This window comes from Cryobacterium sp. TMT2-4 (assembly GCF_004402575.1).
Classification (GTDB): Bacteria; Actinomycetota; Actinomycetes; order Actinomycetales; family Microbacteriaceae; genus Cryobacterium; species Cryobacterium sandaracinum.
This window is the reverse complement of sequence record NZ_SOGE01000034.1, coordinates 39,423-58,898: the sequence shown is the minus strand read 5'-3', so window position 1 is coordinate 58,898 and position 19,476 is coordinate 39,423. Positions and strand designations below refer to the sequence as shown.

Sequence of the window (19,476 nt, the reverse complement as noted above, 5' to 3'; positions counted from 1 at the left end):
CACAGCGTGGATACTTTGACGGATGACGCAACCGGCTGTTACGTCGTAACGACGGCATCCGCCACTCGCTACTGGCTCGACCTCGACCGACGACTGCTTCGGCGCGTGACCAGTCCCGGGGTTCACGCACCCCTTCGCCTGCGCCAGGACGGCGACGACATCGATCTGTTCGAGGTTGTCCGATGCCACATCGGGCAATCCATGGTGTTGCTGATCAACTTGAACGTGCCCGGCGTGTGGCTGACGACCCGCGAATCCACCCCCGTTGTCCGCATTGATTCTGTGCCGAAGACGTTGATCCGACCATGACCGACGCCCAGAAGCGGCCCTATGACTACCGGCCCATCAACGCGCTCCCCTACTGGGACGTAAGAGGTGACTTGATCACCGCAGCCGTGGCCGACACTGTTCGAGATCTCTTGGCATTGATCGCCTCTCCAAGAGTCGCGCGAATTGGGGGTAGCCGAACTCCGCCCCCGCGTGGCCCGATCCTGTTGACTTGTACGAGGCACTCACTCGAGTGGTTCAGTCAAGGATTTCAATGGGGGTTCGATGCGCGCGACAACTGAAGGTGGTGCGATGGTCGTCCTGAACGATGACGGGACTTGGGCCACAGAGCCTTCGCCCATGGCTGGCAACCCAGCTCAACTTGCCCTCGGCTTCAGGAAAGTGCCGTGGGGCGCCACCATGTCGGAGATCAAGGCTTCTGAGGTGCAGCAACCGGATCATGAAGACGAAGACTCGCTGGGGTTCAACACTGTGTTGGCCGGGCTGCAAGCGCAGGTATTCTACATCCTCATTGAGGACCAACTCGTCCGAGCCAAATACATCATCACGCAGGAGTACCAGAACAAGAACAGCTATATCACCGCCTTTTCAACGCTCAAAGAAGCGCTCACAAGCAAGTACGGCGTCTCCGGAGAATCCAACATCTATTGGAACGACGACCTGTACGAAGATGACCCGACCGAATGGGGTATGGCGATCAGTGTGGGCCATCATTCTCGCTTTGAGACATGGGCCAATGAGAACACCAGCATCTGTCTCGCTCTTACTGGAGAGAATTACGACATCCAACTAGTGGTCGAGTACACCGGTATCGCCCTCCGGGACATTGAGTCGGATCACAGAAAAGCTTCACTTCTCGCAGACCTATAGACGCGCCGAGCAACACAATTGCTGGGACAAGCAGCCGATGGTTGGTGAAAGATTCGGAGTCGGCATCGAGGTCGGCCACTACTCCGGCTCGAACCCGTCCATCCGCCCAGAGCGTCTGATGAAGGCCACCTGATGAATCTTCTTGAATCCCTAGCGCCCCTGTTCGGGGGCGACAGGACTGGGAGCCGCGATCCGCTGGTTCTGGTTGTATGGGAGAGCGTTGTCTTGCGCAGCGTTCTGCCCAGCCGGGGTGATGCAGAGGAGCAGTCAACGTGGACCTGACTAACCGCGAGTACGTCGCACGGGCACTTGAACTCGTCGTAGATGGCCTCGGACCTTTCGTCAGCGCTGCCCTCACCCCGATTGTTCCTCAAGGGAAGACTTGGGTGACCCTTCTCGAGGAGAAGGACCGCCACAACCGCATCCTGGGTAAGACCTACTCGCCCAAAGACCTGCAGTCACTTCTCCGGGTCATCACCGAGCGGTTGGATCCGGTGGGGTATCCCTTCGCGGACATGCTTCCGCGCGAAGCGCAGAGGCTCGCCAGCGAATTGCGCGATGTACGGAACAGCTGGGCGCACGGTGGGGAGTTTGATAACAACGACGCCTATCGGGCGATTGACAGTGCTGAGCGACTGCTCGCGCTCGTGGACGCCACGGAACAAGCCGGGGCCGCGGCGGAGCTCAAACTCGCGGTAGCTCCCGCCCGTCCAAATCCGGCGGAGGAAACCGTCGTGATTCCGAAGCACGGCGCCCAGGAAACCCCTGCTGCATCCCAAGTCGCGGGGCCGGCTTCGCCGGTTATGAGTGCCACGTACGAGATTGAGCTTTCCGCGACTCCGATCCTCAGCTACGCTCTGGCCCACAACCGACAGGCCGTCGTCAGCGAACTGACCATCACGAACCATGGCCCGGAGCTTCGTGAGGCTGTACTCCGGCTTGAGGTCACCAGTGCCCTCGGCAGTCTTGGATCCCCCCGGGAGATACTGGTAGAGCTCGGGGCCGGCCGACCCAGCTCATTCACCGAGCTCGGTTTGCTCATGGACCCAGCGGTGATGCTGACTGTCGAGGAGCAACGTCCGGCCGTCATTCGCGCTCGACTACTCGTGGCCGGGGATACCGTGGCCGAGAAGTCAGTCGAGGTCCAGCTTCTGGCTGCGCACCAGTGGGTGTCACGCCCGGTTGAATTGGCACTGGAGATGCTGGCCGCCCATGTGCAGCCGAACCACCCTGCGATCGCACCGCTGCTTAGCGAGGCTTCCGACATCCTCGAACACGACACGGGTAGCGGCTCGCTTCAGGGGTATCAGGCCGGCCCCGACAGGGTCGACGAGATCGTCGCGGCTGTTTTCGAGGCGATGCGGAATCGCGCCATCCGCTATTCCAATCCACCAGCTAGTTGGGCTGACGTGGGACAGAAGGTGCGCAACCCTGCCGAGGTTCTCGAGGGACGGGTTGGCACCTGTCTGGACACTACGGTCGTGTTCGCCGCTGCCCTTGAGCAAGCGGGAATCAACCCACTTCTCTGGGTCGTCGATGGACACGCTTTCGTCGGCTACTGGCGCGAGGAAGACCGCAGTCTTGGTGCTCCGGCGACGACGGATGCGACGGAGGTCGTCAACCTCGTCGACCTCGAACTGATCAAGCTCGTCGAGACGACGATGCTGACGACCGAGCTCACCGAGAGCACCTTCGCTCAGTCGCAACGATCACCGTACGTCTCGCAGCTTTCCGGCAACCTTGAGAACGTCATCGGGGTGACCGACGTTGTGCAGGCGCGGAAGAACCAGATCATCCCCCTGCCAGCGCGCACCCAGGACGATAGCGGCACCATCATCGCCACTGAGTACCACCCCCACACTCCAGATATGCCGACCCCACCGCATGCCGGCGCCCCTGCCGGAACCATGAAAGACAGGCCCGGCCGGGTCGTTCCGTACCGCGTCGAGCAATGGAAGAACGCGCTGCTCGACCTCAGCCTCCGCAACAGGCTGATCAACTTCACTGACCGCGGCAGGCTCCCCCTCGTAGTTGCCGACCGCTACCTCGCGAGCATCGAAGATCTTATTGTCAACGGCACGGGACTGACCCTTCTGCCCTCGGACCAGGTCGCCAGCATTGACCGTCAGCGCGGCATCCGGTTTGGGCGAGACCTTCCCCAAGACCAACTCGCGTTGCTCCTGCAGGACAAGAAGTCTGTGTATGCCGATGTGACCGATGCTGCCTACACGACCCGACTGCGAGCTCTTGCGTACAAGGCGCGCACCGTCGTTCAGGAGACAGGTGCAAACAATCTCTACCTCGCATTCGGGACCCTGGTCTGGAATGTCAAGGGACGCGAGTTGCGCTCCCCGCTGGTCTTGGTTCCCGTGACCCTGGAAACGACGAACCGGGCCGGGAGCTACCGAGTGGTGCTGGACGAAGCAGGCCAGTCAACACCCAACTACTGCCTTTTGGAGAAGCTGCGCCAAGAGGACGGTCTATCTATCCCGGGACTGGAGAAGCCGGTCGAAGGCGCTTCGGGAATCGACCTAGAAGCGGCGCTGAGAGCCACCCGTGAAGCGATCGTCGCGGCCAAACTCCACTACCGTGTGGAGTCGACTTTGGACCTGGCAATCCTCCAATTTGCCAAGTTTCGGCTCTGGAAGGACCTCGACGAGAACTGGGAAACGCTCGCCGAAAACTCACTCGTCAACCATCTCATCTATACGCCGACCGAGGCATTCGCTGACCCTGTCCCACCTCCACCCTTGGCCGACCTTGACGCTCTCGGCGCCGAATGCCCGGTTCCCGGTGACTCCTCACAGCTTGCCGCCGTCGCGGAAGCGGTTGCGAATCGCACCTTTGTACTCGAGGGTCCTCCGGGCACAGGCAAATCGCAAACCATCACGAACCTCCTCACCCGAGCCGTGGCCGACGGCAAGAGAGTCCTCTTCGTGGCGGAAAAGCGAGCAGCTCTCCAAGTGGTGCAGAAGCGGCTCGAGGAAGTGGGCATGGGTGCATTCGCCCTGGATCTGCACGACAAAGCCAGCAAGCCCGTTGCCGTGCGCGCCCAAATTCGAGCCGCTCTCGAACACCGTGTGACGGTCGACGGACAAGGCCTCAAGAATGACCTTGAGGCGCTGGCGACCGCACGAGGAAGCCTGGCGCGGTATGCGAGCAGGCTCCACGACGAGAACCCGGCCGGCCTCTCGTACTACTCAGCCAGGACCCAAGCGCTGTCCTCCGCCCAGGATGTAGCGGCGATGTCGGTGCCGTCGGATCTGCCGGGTCACGTCACCGCCGATGTTCTGGATGATGTTCGACGGGTGTTTCGGAATCTCCCGGATGTTGCGGAACCGGCACGTGCACGGCCGGAGCACCCGTGGGCGTTCCTGACTGAGCCGCCCGTACCGTCACTGGACATTGAGCGGGTTCGCGCGGCATCCCTCGAAATGGATGCCGCGGTCAAAGACTTACCGGCCGACGGGACCGTCGCTGGCGTGCTTACCCATACTGTTACAGCGCCGGAGTTCACTGCCCTGGCAACACTCGCGACGTCGCCCCGACTCCCTTTGAGCGTCCTTGAGGCGACCGTCGCGAGTGAGTGGCGTGACGCCGAGCGCGATGCGATGGCTGCGGTGACTGCGTTCATTGCCGGATACCAGGCCGCCCTCGACGTGGTCACCCCGGCCGCATTCCAGCTCGATACAACAAGTGTCCATGCCGCCGCAACCGCAGCCGACGCCTCCGGCTTCTTCGGGCGCAAGAAACGCAGGCTCGCTGCTCTACAGATGCTTGACGGCGTGTTGGTGGAAGGCGTAGTCATCCCTCTGAAGAGCCTGTCGGAAGTCACGAGGCAACTCGTCGCCGCGCAATCCAAACTGGACGAGGTCAGGGTCCTAGTTCGAAGCGTGGATGGGGTGACGATCCCCGGAGAGTGGAACCCCCTTCTGGCCCCGGACGTGGAAGTCCTGTCCAGGCAACTTAACTGGCTTCGCTGGGTGGGCAGCGTGCTCACGCCGTCTACTTCGCCGCACGGCGAGGCGTTCACGGTCGCATTGCGCGCCTACTACAGCGATGCTGGTGCGAATGTCAGCCCTAAGCTGCGTGCGGCCGTCACAAGGTGTGGCACCGCAGTGGAGGAACTCATTTCCGCGCTGGGCGTGACCCCACAGCCGCTAGTCAAATGGTCGGGCCACATCGGATTCATTGCTGCGTGGCGGCGGACGGCTCCCGAGCGAGACGCCCTCGATCCCCAAATGCATTCCCTGCGTCGGTGGGTCGATCTCCTGGAACACCTCGCACCACTTACAGCAGCGGGCCTGTCAGAGGCGCGGACAAGCATCCTGGCCGGCACGACCGAACTCGTCGACGCCAGCCGGGCGTTTGAGAAGGGCCTCGCGATCGCATCGATTGGCGAACGCGCTCACGCGACTGCCCTGGACCAGTTCGAAACTGTGGCGCACAACCGTTCAATCACGCGCTTCACTGACTCCTCCCGCGCGGTACGCGAACACCTACCGTCCTATATTCCGTTCACCGTTCTCGGTCAACGCACCTTTGGTGCCACCGCGAGCACCGGCCAGATTGGGCTGCTCAAACGGCAGCTGGACCGGCAGCGCGGCGGCATGGGTGTGCGGGACCTGATGCGCAACTTCGGAGACCTCATCACGCAAATCATGCCTTGCATGCTGATGAGTCCGGAATCCGTTGCCAGGTTCTTTCCCGCGCAAGCCGGACTATTCGACATCATCGTCTTCGATGAGGCCTCCCAAGTTCGGGTCGCGGATGCGATCGGAGCAATGGGGCGCGCGAAATCCGTCGTCGTAGTTGGGGACAGCAAACAGATGCCGCCATCCAGCTTCGGCGAAAGCAGCATCGGCTCCGCGGATGACGACAGCGGAGCGATGGAATTCGTCCGTGATGAGGAATCCATTCTTTCCGAGTGTGTGCAATCCCAAGTCCCGAGCAAATGGTTATCCTGGCACTATCGGAGTCAGGACGAATCCCTGATCAGTTACAGTAACCGGGCCTACTACCGCGACCGCCTTTCATCATTCCCGGCACCCATACACACGTCCGGGAATAATGGGATCGCCGGCTACGGTGTGAGCTTGGAACGTGTAAACGGCCAGTTCCTGCGAAGCGGCACGGGCAAAGCTCTCCGCACCAACCCGGTGGAAGCCGAAGCAGTCGTGGACGAGATCATCAGACGATTCTGGGCCTCCCCCCTCGTGGTTCCCTCAATCGGAGTAGTGACATTCAACATGCAACAGCGAACTCTGATCGAGACCAGACTGCGCGACAGTGGTGACGACCGCATAGTGCAGGCGCTCGACAACGACACCGACGGCCTATTCGTGAAGAACCTGGAAAATGTTCAGGGTGACGAGCGCGACACCATCCTTTTCTCAACGGCTTTCAGTGCCAACGACCGTGGATACCTCCCCCTGAACTTCGGGCCGTTGAACCTGCCCGGAGGTGAGCGTCGACTCAACGTGGCAATTACAAGGGCGAGGCGCCAGGTAATCGTATTCAGCAGCTTCAACCCGAAAGACCTCAGGGCGGAGGAAACGACCTCGGTCGGCATTAAACACTTCAAGGCGTACCTTGAAATGGCGGAAAAGGGTGGCGACGCGGCGGCCGGGTCAACGCGGATATCGACCGCCATTGACCGTCACCGAGAAGACATCGCCGAAGGGCTGCGAGAGCGCGGACTCACGGTGACGACGGATGTTGGCCTCTCCGATTTCCGAATCGACTTGAGCGTCGCCGAGCAGGGCGACCCCGGCAAGCCCATCATGGCCGTGCTGCTGGACGGACCCGGTTGGGCGGCGAGGCGCACCGTCTCGGATCGGGACGGACTGCCGGTCGAGGTCCTCTCGAAGCTGATGCGCTGGCCAGCCGTGGAACGGATATGGATGCCTGAATGGCTGAGCAGTCGAGATTCTGTGCTCGATCGACTTACCCAAACGCTCGCCGCGGCCGCAAAGGCAAGCCAGACGGAGACCCCAGAGGAACCAATGGCCATGGCACTGCACGCTCAGACGCCACCCTCACTGGGTGCATCGCCCTCGACGACTGAGCGGAAACTAGCATCTGCCTTGTCCCCGACGTATCGCTCCCACGCCCTGGCTGGGCCCCCGCCTTCTTTGAATGCGGAGAGATTCGATCCATACCAAGTTCGCTACCTCGGGCAAACCGGTGTCCTGGATGCCCTCCCTCGCCTACAGGCCGCTGCCTCCGTATCCACCGCACTCAGAGCGATTGTCGACGCGGAGGGACCCATCCACTACGTACGCCTCACTAAATTACTGGCGCTGGGATTCGGGCTCGAACGAGTTAGTGCAACTCGCATGCAATCGATCCTTCGGCACCTGCCCGAGGAGCTGAAGGCCCAGGACGAGAAACCGTTCGCTTGGCCGGCCCGCCTTGACCCGAGGACCTGGCGAGGATTCCGCCCAACGCCTGGTGGGGTCGCCCGCCCTCTCGAACACATCAGCCCTCGAGAACTGGTTAATGCAATGGTGGAAATTTGCCACACCTCAGCAGGGATGAATGAAGTAGAACTGATGCGGGAGACCCTGAACATGTTTGGCGGTACATCGCTGACGACCAAGTCCCGAGATCTCCTCTCGGCCGCGCTACTGACCGGGCAAAACAACGGTCGGCTAGAACGCACACAAAACGGCGTCTACTTGGCTGCCAACCCCTGATCAGGACTGCTCGAACGACCGTCATCGCCCTTCGCCTATTTCAGTTGCCGTCAGGAGGCAGGCGCCGCGGCGTAGCTCGGTTTTCTTTGAGGCCCCGGCTTAAAGGCGGAGCTCAGTACGTTCGATTGAACAAAGAGAACAGGCAAAAACTCACATGGCTCAAGACTCAGATTCCGTCCCGATTCGTGCGAAGGATGCGGATGCTGCGCTGGTGGGCAATCCTTCCAGAGGCATCGGAGAAAGGAATCGCATGGCTGAAGAATGGCAACTCCGAAGTGTCCGTGTTCCGAAGGGAACGCATCTTGCGAACTCTAAAGGTACTCCCGGCGCTCAACGGGATCTGCTGTATAAGAACGGGACGAATGCGCTCGTAGGACCCGCGGAGTCGGTTCCAGTTGACAAGGAGGAGGGATCCTCCCCGGACTATGAGTACGCGCAATCGGACGAGGACGGACCAGGACTCGGTGCGGCAATCGCTGGTCTCGCACTGGTCGGACTGACAATCGGCACCATTGCTATGGTGGGCGCGTCCCGCGACAAGAATTCGCGGCTCCGCGAGTTAGAGTCAAGCCTCGCCGAGGCTCGCCGGGCCGAAGGTCAAGCAGCGGTTGCCATTTCGCGCGTTTCCGCACCCGCGGGCTGGTACGACGCGGATTCCGGGCGTCAGCGCTGGTGGGATGGCCAGCAGTGGACTGAACACTTCCAGTCCGACCCGCGTCGAGCCCCGGCGCCCGCAGGGTGGTATGACGATGGCTCGGGAAACCTGCGGTGGTGGGATGGCCACGAGTGGACGGCTCATTTTCAGACTACCCAAGGTCAGGTTGCTCCGAGGTCGCCAGGTGCACCAGACACTGCGCCGGTAACGCCATCCACTGATGTGGAGGCGGGGTTCGGAATGCCGCAGATCAGTATGAGCAGTGCAGAGTGGCAGGAGCGTGTTCGGGCGATGCTCCTCGCTCGGGCGTTCAGCGAAGAGCAGTGGAGGTTGCTGTCCAATGCCCGAATCGACGATGCGGACGGCGCGCTTCTGGACTGGCAGAGCGAACTGAACAAACTCACCCCGCAACAGTTCTCGGATCGCATCAACTACATGCTCGAGAGAAATCCCGCTCTGCGCAGCTCTGAACAGGACCCCGCTCCGGCGGGGTGGTATGACGATGGCTCTGGCCAGCAGCAGTGGTGGGATGGCCAGCAATGGACTGAGCGGTTCCAGGCAGAAGAGGTCAAGATACTCGCGGACTCGCGCGCGATCACTCCCGCAGGTTGGTATGACGACGGTTCCGGCCGACAACGCTGGTGGGACGGTCAGCAATGGACCTGACTTATCCGCCATCGTGAGCACGGCGCCTTGACACGGCGCCCACCCCGCGGCCGTGCAGTGAGCCGTAGCCGAAACGCGCGCTATTCGGCGCCCGACGCTGAGCCAAGGTCGCGCTGCCGGTCGTCCATCGCCTTACGTGGGTCCATAAGACCGTCGATTGCGACCTGAAACTTCAACCCACGGCGGCCGTTCACCTGCCGGATATTGTCAAGAAGCTGGGCATCTACCGCGTCGAACATCACTGCTACACCGCGGATATGCTGCTCCGGGTTGTCCCACAGTCGCGGGTTGGCGAGCACGTCCAGCAGGTAGTCGCGATCGAGTGCCTCAGCTAGCTTGCCGAGTTTGTCGACGTACTCGGCTTGGGCAAGAGCCCGTTGCACCTTGTCGGTCGGAAGGCTGAGCCGCCGGAATAGTTCAGTCACGTTTACGATCACTGAATCGATCTGCCCGATCAGCGACGGTGCGACGCGGTCGCCGGCTGCCGCGTGCATCAGGTACAGCTGCCGGAGCGTTTGCAGTTTCGCGATGCGCTCGCGGACGAGCGGGGGCAGCGAGTCGACGGCGCGCGGGTCCTTCGCGGCTGCGCCATGGGCCCGACGACGATGCAGCATCCAGATCGAGCCCGCGACGATCCCGACTGCAGCGAGGATCGCCAGGAGCACCCAGCCGAACGACGTCGGACCACCGCTGTCGACGGCGGCCGCGAGTGTCACCGCACCGATGCTGATCAGTACAGCTGAACCGAAAACTGCAGCGATGACGATCCAGGCAGTCTTCCTGTGCTTGTCGTATCCGGCCAACCTAAATCCGCCCACGTCGCGCTGGCCGCCGAAGAGCGTGATGAGCAGGTCGATGATCATCCAGTAGCCGAAGCCACCGACGGTGACGAGCTTCAAGACGGCCGAGCCGGTCTTTCCGAGGTAGAACCGGTCGGCGCCGAAGACACCAAGAAAGAACGAAAGCAGCAACGTCACGATGAAGCTCTTGCTGCCTTCAGGCACCGTTCCTGCGGGACGTGGGGTCTGCGTGCGCTCCCGGTCTCCCGGCGGAGCCGGCGGTACGAACCGTGGCGGAGGCGGGGACACGCGGGGCGGGGAAAGGGGCGAGGGTCGCGGCGGCGGCGGCGTTACGCGTGGTGGCGGTGGCGGGCTGCTCGACAAGTCGTCCCCCATTTTGTCCCTCGTGTTGGCCGTCGGTGCGCGATCGGCCTTCCGCCAGTCGTGTCGTCCGCGGCGCGGCAGCGGACCGTACGAGCACGACCCGACACCGGTCGATGCATATGCCGGCGGGCCTGACCCGGCCCCAGTCTAGGCGCACACGGCCGGTGCTAGGCTCCGCCAAGATCGCTGTGCACCGCGGGCCCCGCGAACGACAGCGAGGTGGCCAGAGAGATCTTGCAACGAGGCATCGATTCTCAGCGCAGGCCGGGGTCCGGCATGCACGGCTGGCACGTCCGCGGATCCCCGTGATTCCCATCCGCGATGGCGGTCTTTCCTCGGAACGCGGCACAGTCTGCGAGCGGTGGCCGCAAAAGATACTCGGCGGCGCGGGCTTGCGAGATGTGCCATGACCGGCAAGATGGCCGATAAGGCGGAATTACGTCAAGACCCCCGCGGAACCACCGTCAGAGCCGAGACCCAGGCCAGCCCGGAAATCCGCGAACGTCCTGCGGTCCACCTCCTCCATCGACGTGGCAGACCCGAGCATGGAACACCAGCGGTCGACGGCGTGCGCGGCCTGGTCTGCGGGGAGGCCGGGAATGATCCGGAGCAGTTCCTCGGCCCGCCGCTTCCGGCGCTCGTCCTCCAGGAGGTCGCTGGGGGTCTTGTATTCGGAGCTCATACGGACACACTAGCCAAGGTGGGGTTTGAGCGGGCGTGGTGAGGACTCGGAGCACGGTGCCGGGGTGAGCCCCGTCCTGGCGCGAGAAGTCTCTGGTCCGGCACAATCCGCAGCGTCGGATCGGTCGACATAGACTCACCCACAGGCGAGCTGGCGCGAGCTAGTCCTGCTCGGTGAGATCCACGCTCTTGATCAGAGCGTCAAGCTCCGGCTCCGTGGACAGATCCAAGGGCGTCAGCGCCTGGGCCGAGCCACTCTGCCGGATGGCCAGCTCCGACGACGCCTCGTTGACAATCTGGATGGCGCCGGTCTCACGCCACCGAACCCCAACGAGGCGGGAACGCTCGAACGTCGCCGCCAAGAGCACCTGCGCGCTGATCGTTCCGTACGCGTCCGGGGCCGACCGAGTAACGGCTACGACCCGCACGCTCTGCAGTGCCGGTACCTGGGCGAATGCTTCCTTGACCGTGACGAGGGTGAAGCCCGCGACCGCCTCCTTATGGAGTGTCGCCGTAGCCTGCTTCGTCGCCTGCTTCAGCGTCGGCTTCCCGCCGGGAGTGACACTCGGCAACTTCGACGGCATCGCTGTCGACGGCGGGACTAGCACGAGAACACTGGCTTCGGCGCCGTCAACGGAGAGCGGGACTGCCATGGCGTCGTTGTCCTCGAAGGCTGTTTCCAGCACGTGCATGACCGTGTACGGATCGTTGGCCCCGAGAGCGGACCAGACCTGGTCGAGATCCTCCTGTTGTGCCATTCTGGCGTCGTCGGCGGCTGCCCACGCGGCTGCTATTTCGCGAGCAGCTGACTCCCTGCCGTCGCGTTTGGCTTGCGCTCTGCGCGACCATGCGAGAATCCCAACCCCTTTGAGAGCAGCCTGGCGGTGGCGTAGGAACACGGCAGCTTCATCGATTAGCTGCGTTGGCGGGGCAACCGGCGCTGAGCTCGACTGAAAATCGGCCCAATGCAGGCTCGTCAGGCTGGCGACCAGGTCGACGAGTTCCTGAATGTACAGGAGGCGCTCACTAGCCGCGACCGACCGAGCCGACGCTTCCAAAGCGCGCGAAGTCGCTGCCGGGGAACGACGCGTGGGACCCGACGACCGCGCACGCGACCGGCTTTGCGATCCGCTCAGCGAAGTGTAAAAACTGAAGGGACCCGCCCCCGTGGAGAATCCTGTTCTGCCCGAGCCCACATGGATCCGTGCGGCGCGGGTACCGATGCTCGCGCGGACCCCACGGCTGTTCATTCTGATTCGCACGCCCGGCGCAAGCCTCACCGAAAACCCCATGTCCGAAACTTACCGGAATACGCCGTGATTCGATGAGCGTTCAGGCAGCATCTGCGCAACCAGTTGTCCCTAACCAGAAGGCCGACCACCCTCACCGAGGCACAGTTCGGCAGGTCGCACAATCGAACTCGGCCATACTGGCGTGATGGTCGACACGAAGATGACGAAGTCCGCTGGAGAGCATTGGGTCTGCTCGGTCCTGAGCCGGTTGAACTGGGGCGCCGCTCTCACCCGCGATGGCCTTGAACGCACGGATATCCTCGCCGTGCGTGCCGACGATTCGAGGACCATGATCGAGGTCCAAGTGAAATCGGCGAATGGTGTCACTCCGAAGACGAGTTGGCCGGTCACCCCCAAGGCGCAATTGCCTGCTCAGACCAGCCGTGAGTGGTTCGTATTCGTCGCCCTTCCCCAGGAGCCACACGAGCGGCCACGGTCATTCATCATTCCGCGTAATGTAGTCGCCGCTGCGACGTGGATAGTCCATCAGGACTGGCTCACCGACCCGGATGCAGTCCAGGGAAAACGAAACGTTGGCGTCGATCGCGCGCGCGTTTCAATGTGGACATGGGCCGGCTACGAAGACCAGTGGGGGCTGTTGGAAGAATCTGCCTACGATGCTCCGATTCTGTTGCCGCCCAAACTGCGCGAATTGGCGCTCGACCCACGCGTTGGACTTCCCCCGGACCATCCCTGGAACGACTCCCTGCCGTTCTGGTGACGGCGACCAGCCAGAACGTGGGCCAGGGCAAGGCTCAAGCGGCAGTGGCGGAATATGTCCCTTCTAATCAATAAGCGACTCGCTCGTCAGTCAGAGCGGGATCATGAGAGCGTGCGGCGCCAGGAAGTCCGGGCGCCGGTGATCGGGTCACCCCAACTCACGTGGAGTGTTGTGCTTGCCGGGCTCGCGAATGTCTTGCTGTAGTCGAAGTAGATCGACTCTCCCGGCCCGACATCCTGCAGATCGTGTTCAAAAAGGGTGATGTCATTTCCCTCGCCGAGCTCGTCAACCGACACGACATGCATAACGTCCTTCGAGATATTGCGGAGTTCGTACTTGCTCCCGATACTGCTGAGCGACCAGGGGTCGGTCGCGATCTTCGAAAGTTCAATCGCGTTCCTCTGTTCGAGCGCCTCCGCCGACCGCGCGGCGGCGGAGGCCGAATCGGCTGATGCGCGGAGGGCGACCGTCTCGTGCTCCTGTGCGGCGTCCCTGGCAGCACGGGCATCGTCCCGGGCGTGACGCGCGTCGACCGCCTGCCATGCGGTGACACCTACCCCGATCGCGGTGATGAGCAGGAGGCCAAGGTTGATGATGCTGCTCTGGTTCATTGGACAAACGTATCGAGTGCCGCTCGCAACGGATGCAGCATCGCCCTTGTTCCAGGTCGCACTCACGGCCTTTGGCACTGAGACGGGCAGCCGCCGATCGTCTCGCTAGCATGCACGCATGGTGGCGCCCTATCGAGCAGGCGATTCAACTCCAGAGCCTGCCATGAGTTTCGAGGTGAGGCCCCTCCTGCTCCACGGTTGAAAGGTCTGGCGGCGGATTCTCTGCCCGGCTCCCGATTTCCGGTAACGAATAGGCATGTGATGCTTGCGGTCAAGGGCATTACCCCGGGTCCAGAGTGCGGACTGCCTAGGCGCCGGCCACACCGAGAGTGGAGGCGAAGTTCCACCAAACTATGTCTGTTATGGCCCCATGATGACGGATCGCGAGATGCTTGAAAGCAACCGTCCACGAGGTCAACCGATATCGTCAATCCATGTCCTCCAAAGAACAAAGTCACTCGGCCGGCGACGAGAGGGTCTTCGCTGCCTATGGCCGAGCTATGCACGGATCGCAGGCGTTGGAGTTTTGGCTTCGAGTCTTAGTCAACGTGCATCGGGTGACGTTGAAGGACTTCGCCTCCCAAGCTGAACTCGACCGGGCCGTCGATACGCTCTCGACCTCGACAATGGGGACTGTGTTCTCAGCGCTCCGTACCCTGGCGCGGGACCCGATCTTAGAAGAGAAACTGACCATGGCAGTGGGCGAACGAAATCGTCTCGCTCACCATTTCTTCAGCGAGTGGTCGGATGCTTGGGACGGCCTGGAGACCGAGATCGAAATGATTGAAGACGCGAACCGCGTGCAAATGCTGTTCGAAGAAACGGTTCGGGACCTCGCCGCGACGCTGGGAAAACACTTGGACGTCATCGGGTCGAATCCAGATGCTTATATGCCTGGCCTGCAGCAGCGCCTCGGCGAATTTAACGAGCAAGGCGAGCCGACCACAAACTGAACCTCGCCTATCGAACGGAGTTGCAACCCAATCAGCTGTTCGATTCCAACAGGGATCGCGACGGTATCGTGCAGCTTATCGAGGCTTTGCCGACGGGCCCGACGGCATCAAGAGTTCAGCTCGCCCTTCCATCCATATCATCGGTTTCTGCAAGTTGGGCCACCACGGCGGCGTCAATCATCACGTCTGTGAGTGACGCGGCAGCGGGGCAAGGCAAGTAGGCGTGGCAGCTGGGTGAACAGCGTGAGCAATCATCTCAGGTGGGTCTACTCTCAGGGGTGACTATTCCGAACCCGCCCCAGTTCGATTTCAACCGCGCAATCAGCCCTGACACCGAGGAAGTGGGCGTCGCGCTTCTGCGGCTGCTGTTTTCCCGCATTGCGAGCGCCGAAGCGAAGCTGAAGGGTGAGTTCTTCGCTGTTGTTGACGACAGGAGCAGCCTTCGACTTGATGACCGTTACCTCGGACGATGGCGCACCGGCAGCCTGCACGGCACGGCCATGTCGGCATCGGTGGACGCCCTTCTGGCCGTGCAAACGATCCTGGAGTCGGTCCTCGCTGGAACGGGAGCGCTCCCGATGTCCGCGCTCTATCCGATGATCCGAGCCGCCCTCGAGAGCGCTTCGCTTGCCATCTACCTACTGGAGCCCGTCAGCCGAGATGAGCGGCTACGCCGAAGCTACATGGTGGCTGTCGAAGACGCGAAATACTTCGACACGTTTCAAATATCGCTGGGCAACCTCAACTCGCGGTCGAAGTCCCTCGCGCAGGCCGAGATCCGCGCGCTGATCGCGACTCGCCCTAGCCTCGGAGATCCCGCCGACTTCCCATTCACCACTGTGACTTACAGCGACACGGTCAAGAAAGCAGAGGTAGCAATCACAGCTGATCCAGCTATTCCCACGAGCGCACGCATGGCCCTGCTTGCTTGGTGGAAGTTGTTGTCGGGTCTGAGCCATGGCAAACAGTGGGCATTCGTCGAGGCGATGGAGCGCAGCGAGGCCGTCGTGGACGTTGAAAACCAATCGGCACAGATACGGATGACCTCGTCGATTGCGGCGGTCGCTCTGGTCACTCAGCGCGCGATCGAGGCGTTGGAGACAGCGCTGAATCTCTATGGGCGCCGGTCCCGAGTTACATGGACCGAGGTCGAAGATGCAAGCGAGCCTCCGACCTTGTCCTACACGGCTCTCCAGAACGAGAACGACGCGCGCGAAGATTAGGCAATGTCATTGCCACAATCATTTCCCGTCGAATGGAAGTAGGACCTGGCCCCTACCATCACGACAGCGAAGCCGTGCCCCTGAGCGGTCCCAATGACACCCGCCCAAGACTTCGGAACGGCCGCGAATTGGAACCGAATCTGCGTGCGTCGAGGTCCGACTATCGGGCAAGTTTGGCCGCGAACTAGAATCGCGCCACGATCTGGGTTTGTTTCTTTCTGTCCACGGGCGGATCCACGCTCAACCGCTGTCGCGGAAGGACTGTATGGTGCGATAGTGGCGCTCCAATGAATCGCGTCTGGCTTGCCCTCCAATTCCGGGCATCGAGGGGTGAAACACTAGTGACCAGATACTTCGCGCGTACGGAAATCAAGGTTGCGGCCGACGACGAGACTGGGCCGACCGTAGTCCTCGACGCCATCCGAGCCGATTGGCGCGGTTTTGAGTCGGGTGTGTTCGCGCTGACAGCGAATTTGGAATCTACTGATGGGCCAGCGCACAACTACTGGCGCGGACTATTCGAATCCGGCCCGTCCGGCCCGAACCCCCTCGACGACGCACCAATCGTTCGAATCGAGGTGAGTTCTCCTGCGAAAGATAGAGTGTCTCGGTCCCTCCTGGGTGCCAAGCTTCCGTGGCTCGAATTTGAGACGGGGGACCCAAATGGTGTCCCTGCCGTGCTCTTTGATGCCGGCATGAAGGGCCTCTTCGACTCGGAAGGAGTGAATGTCCAAATAGGCCACCTACGAGAAAGCAGATTCTCACCGGCGTTGAAGCGCATATTTGACATGGGAAGTTGGCCAAACGCTGACGAGGTCAAAATCAAAAAGGCTCTTGGAGAAGTTCCGGCTTTTTCGCAGATGCTCGCCATCGACGTGGGACAAGGCGGAGCCAACGCTCTTATCGACACAACTGGCACTCCAAGGCTCTATTTCGACGTCGGAGCAGGGATGGGAAGGCACTCAGGTTCAACGCCACCCAACCTTTCATTCTGCGCGTGCAGAGGCCAACCGATCGTCTTGTCGCACTGGGACACGGATCACTGGGCAGGAGCGAGACTGGAACCCCGATTTCTGGCCCATGTCTGGATCGCGCCACGCCAGCGAATCGGACCCAGCCACACGAAACTGGCCTCTGACATCCTCCATGCTCATGGAGACATCCTCATCTACGCCTCGAAAAAAGCCGTAGAGATTTCGCTTCAATGGGAAAACCCTCGATGGGTCAAGCAACATGCCGGCCCGGATCAACGGCTCAGCCTCGTGCCGTGTACAGGACGAAACCGGAACGACAGCGGCTTGGCAATGCGTGTTCGAGACATCGAGCGTGAGCTTGAGTGGCTGCTCACGGGTGATGCGTCCTACGATGCCATACCGGCTTCACCTACTCCAGTCGACTATGCAGCGGTAACGGCCTCGCACCATGGTGCCAAGCAACCTCGGATTGGAAGTGTCATTCCGGCTCGAACGACACGCGCCGAGAAGTATGCGAGGCTCCTCTACTCGTTCGCGACTCCAAACAGTTTTGGTCATCCGCATCCGAAGGCTGTTCACGATAGTGCCCGTCAGGGATGGCGCCACGGTCCAATGGTCGTTCCGTACGCAGCTGCCAAATTCGATGCGCTCGCCACCGGTTTGGGAGACACGCAGCGTGCCCGAGCGTCGGTTGCGGCGGGTTGGCGTCGGAGACCGTTGCTGCCGAAGCACCTGCTCGAGTGCGTGAATGATATGGAAATCGTCCGATAGGGCAGTCCACACCGCCGGTGCGTGACCCAGTCGTCGATGTTCGTCGTGGAAAAGCTGGAGTTAATCGCTGGAATGTCGTCCGGCACGTTCCGCGACTTCCCAGCGGTCACAGGCGAATTTGGATTTCCCGAACCACCCACAGAAATTAGATTCGGATCATTCCGACTCGTCATGTGGAAATAGGTCGCGACAATCGATACCGGTTGCGCGGCCTATTTTTTTATGGTTGAACGTGTCTCCGGCCGGAACGCAGTCTCCTCGCCATCACCCCGTATCGGAGGTCCGCCGGCGGCAGCCTCACCGCCGACATGCTCGGCGCCGCCCGCTTTCCCCGCAGGCGATCGCCACTGAAGAACTGGTTGGTGCCACCTACTGTCAACCGATCATCGGCTCCTCTCCCGTGCGCGCCTAGATCGCACACCTCATGCCGGCGATCCTCGACGGGACCGTCGATCCCGGAGGGTCTTCGACCGCACGGTGAACTCCGACGCATCCCCGTCGCCAACCGTGACGGGGCAACCGCGAAGCCCTCACGATCATGATGGCCCTCTGACCGGCCGCGTCGCGGCCAGAGGTCAGCGACCAAGGGAAGATCGTAGGGGCTGTGCTCGCAGTTGCCCGAGGTCGCGGCTTGGCAGCCTATTCCTCAAACGTCACGTTGCCGCGGCAGGCTTCGCCCGGGCTGGGCACCAGATCCTTGAAGCCGTGGCTGACGAACCGCCCGTAGCTCTGCACGCGCCCGTCCGTGACGAAGTCGTCGTTGAATTGGGGCGGCTGGTTTTCCTCAGCATCGGGGAGGTCCCGGCCCGAATAGGCGCACGCCGAACTCGCGTTCCTTGCGCCCGGGACCGGACTGCCATTGCCACTGGTCTCGCCAGCCTGAGCCGAAGTGGCGCCGACGAAAACAAGTCCGAGTGCGACAACGCACCCCAGTACCATGCGTTTCATGAGTAATCCTCTCAACAAGGGACGACCCGCCTGGCATCGGGTGAGCCAGCGTCCCGCCCCACCTTTGCGGAGGGTACTCCTCGGTGGCTATCTGGACAACGGGCGGAAGACACATTCGGAGAGCCATCCATGACCGCGCGAACCGCTTGTTCCCCTCAGGCAGGCCAGGCGCCGCAGCCGCAGCCGCATCCGACTTCGAGGAGTCGGTCGACGGGCTTCGGCCGCAATTTCTCGGCCAGGAGCCGGTATTAGTTCTCCTGCACCTCGTCAGGGATGTACCGGGTCGCGGAAAGCACGGGCGGAGGTAGATCATCGACGGCCCGAGCACCCACTCGTGGAAGGTATCCGACACTTCGTCGTGTCGGTGGATCGCTTGGGCGTCGAACCGCCGCGCGGGCCTAGACCGCTTCGGTGAGGGCTCCGGAGAGAACCTCGTCCAAAGCCAGGACGGTGTCTTCCGGTGATGTGCCGAGCGCCAGCGCCAGCTCAGACTCCAGGAGTTGACGGGACTTGGCGAGCATCCGCTTCTCACCGGCGGACACGCCGCCGTCCTGTTCGCGGCGCCACAGGTCCCGAACGACTTCGGCGACGCGCGTCACGCTGTCACTCGCCATCTTCTCTTGATTCGCTTTGAACCGGCGGCTCCAGTTCGTTGCTTCCTCCGTGAACGGCTCGCGCAGAACCTTATAGACCTCTTCCAGCCCAGCGGCATCGATGACGTCACGCACTCCAACAAGCCCCGCATTCGCGATGGGAAGTTGGATTGTGAGCTGCGACGAATGCACGCGCAGCGTCATCGCCGGCTGGGCGACGCCCTTCAGCGTTATGGTGGAGAGCTCGGTAAGGGTGACCGCACCGTGGTGCGGATAGACGAGGGTTTCCCCAACGATGAACTTCAAACTGACTCGATTCAGATCGTGCTGCATGCGGCGTCCCGGTGGCGCCGACTAGCCGAATTCCCG

General features: G+C 61.9%; 14 protein-coding genes. 8 read left to right on the top strand and 6 right to left on the bottom strand.

Annotated elements, in window-relative coordinates; translation table 11 throughout:
• The first annotated feature begins 6 nt into the window (after positions 1-6).
• The 4 genes from E3O54_RS11620 (at position 7) to E3O54_RS16970 (ending at position 9,177) form a co-directional block, all read left to right on the top strand.
• Positions 7-309: a hypothetical protein gene (locus E3O54_RS11620; RefSeq protein ID WP_134373718.1), complete on the top strand. Its 303-nt coding sequence runs from the start codon at positions 7-9 to the stop codon at positions 307-309.
• Positions 310-579: 270 nt separating this feature from the next.
• Entirely contained in the window at positions 580-1,158 is a 579-nt protein-coding gene (locus E3O54_RS11615; protein WP_134401640.1) for a hypothetical protein, read from the top strand.
• 272 nt (positions 1,159-1,430) lie between these two features.
• A complete protein-coding gene (locus tag E3O54_RS11610; protein ID WP_166805248.1) occupies positions 1,431-7,856 on the top strand; it encodes a DUF4011 domain-containing protein in 6,426 nt (2,141 codons plus the stop codon).
• A 250-nt stretch (positions 7,857-8,106) separates the two neighbouring features.
• Positions 8,107-9,177 (top strand): DUF2510 domain-containing protein, encoded by a 1,071-nt coding sequence (locus tag E3O54_RS16970; RefSeq protein WP_241976882.1) that lies wholly within the window; start codon positions 8,107-8,109, stop codon positions 9,175-9,177.
• 80 nt (positions 9,178-9,257) lie between these two features.
• Here E3O54_RS16970 and E3O54_RS11590 read toward each other — a convergent pair whose 3' ends face one another.
• The 3 genes from E3O54_RS11590 to E3O54_RS11580 all read right to left on the bottom strand — a co-directional run bounded on the left by E3O54_RS11590 (position 9,258) and on the right by E3O54_RS11580 (position 11,779).
• Positions 9,258-10,181, bottom strand: coding sequence for a TM2 domain-containing protein (locus E3O54_RS11590; protein WP_134401639.1), 924 nt, complete (start codon positions 10,179-10,181; stop codon positions 9,258-9,260).
• 595 nt (positions 10,182-10,776) lie between these two features.
• Positions 10,777-11,022, bottom strand: coding sequence for a hypothetical protein (locus E3O54_RS11585; RefSeq protein WP_134373712.1), 246 nt, complete (start codon positions 11,020-11,022; stop codon positions 10,777-10,779).
• A 160-nt stretch (positions 11,023-11,182) separates the two neighbouring features.
• Positions 11,183-11,779: a hypothetical protein gene (locus E3O54_RS11580; protein WP_134373710.1), complete on the bottom strand. Its 597-nt coding sequence runs from the start codon at positions 11,777-11,779 to the stop codon at positions 11,183-11,185.
• 679 nt (positions 11,780-12,458) lie between these two features.
• On the opposite strand from E3O54_RS11580, the gene E3O54_RS11575 reads away from it, so the two are divergent.
• Positions 12,459-13,034 (top strand): hypothetical protein, encoded by a 576-nt coding sequence (locus tag E3O54_RS11575; protein ID WP_134373708.1) that lies wholly within the window; start codon positions 12,459-12,461, stop codon positions 13,032-13,034.
• Positions 13,035-13,135: 101 nt separating this feature from the next.
• Here the strand turns inward: E3O54_RS11575 and E3O54_RS11570 are convergent, their stop codons facing one another.
• The gene (locus E3O54_RS11570) at positions 13,136-13,645 is read right to left on the bottom strand and encodes a hypothetical protein (protein ID WP_134373706.1); all 510 of its coding nucleotides are present in this window, start codon (positions 13,643-13,645) and stop codon (positions 13,136-13,138) included.
• 434 nt (positions 13,646-14,079) lie between these two features.
• On the opposite strand from E3O54_RS11570, the gene E3O54_RS11565 reads away from it, so the two are divergent.
• From E3O54_RS11565 to E3O54_RS11555, 3 genes are all read left to right on the top strand, one after another.
• Positions 14,080-14,598 carry a hypothetical protein gene (locus E3O54_RS11565; protein WP_134401638.1) on the top strand — a complete coding sequence of 173 codons (519 nt, stop codon included), beginning with the start codon at positions 14,080-14,082 and terminating at the stop codon, positions 14,596-14,598.
• A 278-nt stretch (positions 14,599-14,876) separates the two neighbouring features.
• Positions 14,877-15,821, top strand: coding sequence for a hypothetical protein (locus tag E3O54_RS11560; RefSeq protein ID WP_134373702.1), 945 nt, complete (start codon positions 14,877-14,879; stop codon positions 15,819-15,821).
• 341 nt (positions 15,822-16,162) lie between these two features.
• The gene (locus tag E3O54_RS11555; RefSeq protein WP_134373700.1) at positions 16,163-17,566 is read left to right on the top strand and encodes a hypothetical protein; all 1,404 of its coding nucleotides are present in this window, start codon (positions 16,163-16,165) and stop codon (positions 17,564-17,566) included.
• 639 nt (positions 17,567-18,205) lie between these two features.
• On the opposite strand, the gene E3O54_RS11550 is transcribed toward E3O54_RS11555, so the two are convergent.
• A complete protein-coding gene (locus E3O54_RS11550; RefSeq protein ID WP_134401637.1) occupies positions 18,206-18,514 on the bottom strand; it encodes a hypothetical protein in 309 nt (102 codons plus the stop codon).
• A 398-nt stretch (positions 18,515-18,912) separates the two neighbouring features.
• On the bottom strand, positions 18,913-19,413 hold the full coding sequence (locus E3O54_RS11545; protein ID WP_104102105.1) for a CarD family transcriptional regulator: 501 nt from the start codon (positions 19,411-19,413) through the stop codon (positions 18,913-18,915).
• Between the last annotated feature and the right edge of the window lie 63 nt (positions 19,414-19,476).